General features: G+C 58.9%; 4 protein-coding genes and 1 pseudogene. 2 read left to right on the plus strand and 3 right to left on the minus strand.

Annotated elements, in window-relative coordinates; translation table 11 throughout:
• Positions 1 to 273 precede the first annotated feature (273 nt).
• Entirely contained in the window at positions 274 to 720 is a 447-nt protein-coding gene (locus BN948_RS25300) for a hypothetical protein (RefSeq protein ID WP_035624867.1), read from the plus strand.
• A 137-nt stretch (positions 721 to 857) separates the two neighbouring features.
• Here BN948_RS25300 and BN948_RS25305 read toward each other — a convergent pair whose 3' ends face one another.
• The gene (locus BN948_RS25305; RefSeq protein ID WP_138820359.1) at positions 858 to 1,301 is read right to left on the minus strand and encodes a hypothetical protein; all 444 of its coding nucleotides are present in this window, start codon (positions 1,299 to 1,301) and stop codon (positions 858 to 860) included.
• 613 nt (positions 1,302 to 1,914) lie between these two features.
• Between BN948_RS25305 and BN948_RS27610 the strand changes: the two genes are divergently transcribed.
• A complete protein-coding gene (locus tag BN948_RS27610; RefSeq protein ID WP_420319437.1) occupies positions 1,915 to 2,175 on the plus strand; it encodes an HNH endonuclease in 261 nt (86 codons plus the stop codon).
• A gap of 231 nt (positions 2,176 to 2,406) precedes the next feature.
• On the opposite strand, the gene BN948_RS27615 is transcribed toward BN948_RS27610, so the two are convergent.
• Positions 2,407 to 2,721, minus strand: a complete 315-nt coding sequence (locus tag BN948_RS27615) for a DUF3775 domain-containing protein (RefSeq protein ID WP_138820361.1) — start codon at positions 2,719 to 2,721, stop codon at positions 2,407 to 2,409.
• A 51-nt stretch (positions 2,722 to 2,772) separates the two neighbouring features.
• Positions 2,773 to 2,979: pseudogene (locus tag BN948_RS26465) on the minus strand (IS3 family transposase); the annotation flags it as partial.
• Between the last annotated feature and the right edge of the window lie 75 nt (positions 2,980 to 3,054).

Consider the following 3,054-nt stretch of genomic DNA (forward strand, 5'->3'; position numbering starts at 1 on the left):
TGAGAACTTGTTCGACTTCTTGTTCATGGCTCAATCCTCTCAGAGAAAAGAGCCTCCTCAAATCCCGGGGCGGTTCACGGACCCGCGAATTAAACACAGGAGAGATGTGATGGCTATGCGTAAGTGCCCTGAGTGCAGGGGTAAAGGTGAAGTCCCATGCCCTGTCGACTACGACGATGACGACCATCCGTCTAGCTGCCCGGTGTGCGCGGGCGACAAGAGCACTCGTGTCACTTGTCGTGAGTGCGAGGGGGAGGGAAAGGTCGAAGAGTTGTGAGCACCAAGAACAGTCCGTACTTCGACCTCGGAGCCGCTTACAAAGAGGTCGCGGATGCCAACGGCGTCAAAGCGAGGCTTCTACCGGGGCTTATGCTCGCAGGGAAAGGGCTCTTCAATGTAGGGCGCTTCGCCTTGAAAGAAGTGCTGCCGGACGCCACGAGGAAGATGGCGAACTACCATGCTGATTTCGCTCGAGAACGCTTGAAAGACGACTCCCTCTCCGACGACGAGCGGGAAAAGCTAGTCGCAGTTCGAGGCCGCGCCGAAGCGCACTTGAAGAAGCTTGATGTGCTTGAGGCAAGGAGCCGAGAGCGAGCTGTGCAGTCGGAGCTGCGTCGAGCGAGGTACGAAAGACTTCGAAAAGCAAGGCGCGAGGCCTGGGAGAAGGAACAGGCAGAGCGCGAAGCCTGGAAGAAGCAGCAAGCAGAGCACGGGCACTGACGGCATCGCATCTCTGCTAGTGGCGCGCCTGTCGGTCCGTGTTCGACTGCACTGCGACAATCACCACCGCCCCCATTTTCGACGAGCGGGCGCCAGTCCCTTCCTCTTCCATTCAATCGGGCCAACACCGAAACCCGTTACGCTGAAACCAAGTCCGCTGTCAGCTCACAAGACACCTGAACATGGGGCCGCGGCTCACTTCTAGCGGCTTCTTCGAAGTAGCCGACGTTTCCAGCGAACTCGATGGAGAAGAGATAGCCCCTGACGCACCACACGTTCGCGCTCAGCGCTCCCTTCACGCCGGGCACGTCCACTCGCACCTTTGCGAGCAGAAGCTCTTCCGTCTTGTTCGGGAACGCCAACTCCTCTGGAAAGCTCGGGCGCCCCTTAAGCATTCTGTAGAAGTCCGTCTCGACGCCGTCTGGCAGGCGCTGCACCTTGTTGATGGCTTGCACCTGGCTGTCCCACAACGTCAACAACTTTCCATCGAGCTTGCCCCTGACGCAATCAAGGATGGCTTTCTCAATGGATGACAGTTGCGAATCGCCTTTGAACAACCTTGAAACAAGATTTCTCATCATCGATGCGTTCTACTCAGACACACTGAGGGTGAAACCGACCGCACCGTGCGCTCCTTCCGCATGCCGAGCTGGAGAAAAGGACAGGCATCGTGGTCACTGCTCGTCTCGCCGCCAGAGCCATGGCCCCAAGCAACGTGTAAAGGTTAGGTCGGCGGTTCACCGCCAACTCGGCACTTGGCAGACCCCATGGCTCGCTCGACGGCGGTTGCCGCGGCTTCAAACGAGAACGCTTTGCTCGCATGCATGTGCTTGACCAGCGCATCCGTGCCAGCGTTTCGGCTCATGGCTGGCGCCACTGCGCGCTGACGGGTGCCTTCATGCGTGGCGCTGGGCTTGTTGGAGGGCGAGGCTTGGCGTTTCATCTTCGGGACGGTCTGTACACGTGGTGTCAGTGTAGCTAGACTACCTCTGCGTCAGGCTCGGAGGCCTGACCCGCTGACCGGCTACCGGCAGCATCACCGGCACGGCGCTACGCCCCGGTGCCCGCCTAGAGGCAGAAGCCATCGCGGGGACTTTCCATCACAGGAGTCCTCACATGGCAAAAACACTTCAACGCTCCCGACTTCTCGCTTACCAGCGCCAGGCTGGCTTGTGCTTCTACTGCGGCCTTCGCATGTGGCTTGACGACCAAGGCGGCCCAAATCAGCTGCGATGTACAGCCGAGCACCTAGTTGCGCGAAGTTGCGGCGGAACAGATGCTAGTTCTAACATCGTTGCAGCATGCTGGCACTGCAATCACACACGTCACAAGCGCAAGTGCCCACCACAACCTGAGGCCTATCGGACGGAGGTAAGAGCTCGCGTGCAGCGCGGGCGGTGGTTGCCCCATCAGGCAATGGCTTGGGCAAAAAGGCAGGCCAACGTGGCTCATTGAAGGCGCTCCAGTCCCAATCAAACGGGCCACCTTTGTCACCGTCGCGCCATATTGGCGCCTGAAGTCCGTTGCGTCGGCCGGCGCCAGGGAGTCAAGTTCGCCTATGCCACGCCGCTCTTCTTGTACTTCTTCCCCCTGCCGCGGAGGCAAGAGTCGCTGCACCCGACCTTAGCCGAACGAGCCTTACGGGCAGGGTATAGCGGGAAAACACTTGTCGTTTTCTTCACCTCCTCAAGAAAGCTTAGGGTCAGGGTCGAAAATCTTCCCATCCCGCACTGCTACGAGCCCAAATCGACCTAGAGCGCGAAGCATGTAGCCGTTTCCCATCTTCTCAAGCAGATACGCGTCTTCGTGTTTACATATCGCATCCGAAGCCTCAGACGCAGAGAACTCAGAGGGACTTAAATCTCCACGTCCTAAGTACACCAAGGACAGATACTCGGCCCGTTGCTGCTCCGAGAACTCCTTGAAAATTGCACGCGCGGCCGTCTTGTTCTCGCTCGGCTCTTTTCGGAGAACCTCTAAGTACTCCGAACTACCAGAGATGCGCCCCCAATCTGAACCGCCCCGGCTTTCGTGGAGGCCGGTTGGTTTAAGTCAGGCCTCCGCCATGGAGTCCTGATTGGCGAGATGCCGCCAGTAGTTTGCCTCAGCCTCGGCCGGTGGGATGTAGCCGATGGGCTCCAGCAATCTTTGATGGTTGAACCAGGACACCCATTGCAGGGTGGCCAGCTCCACCGATTCCCTGGTCTTCCAGGGTGCCCGGCGGTGAATCAGCTCGGCCTTGTACAGCCCGTTGATGGTGAGCGTCCAGTCAACCCATCTTGACCGGCCGCAAGCGGCTCATTTGGACTGCTACTTTGCACCGATGTAGGCCAC

This window comes from Hydrogenophaga intermedia (genome assembly GCF_000723405.1).
GTDB classification, from domain to species: Bacteria; Pseudomonadota; Gammaproteobacteria; order Burkholderiales; family Burkholderiaceae_C; genus Hydrogenophaga; species Hydrogenophaga intermedia.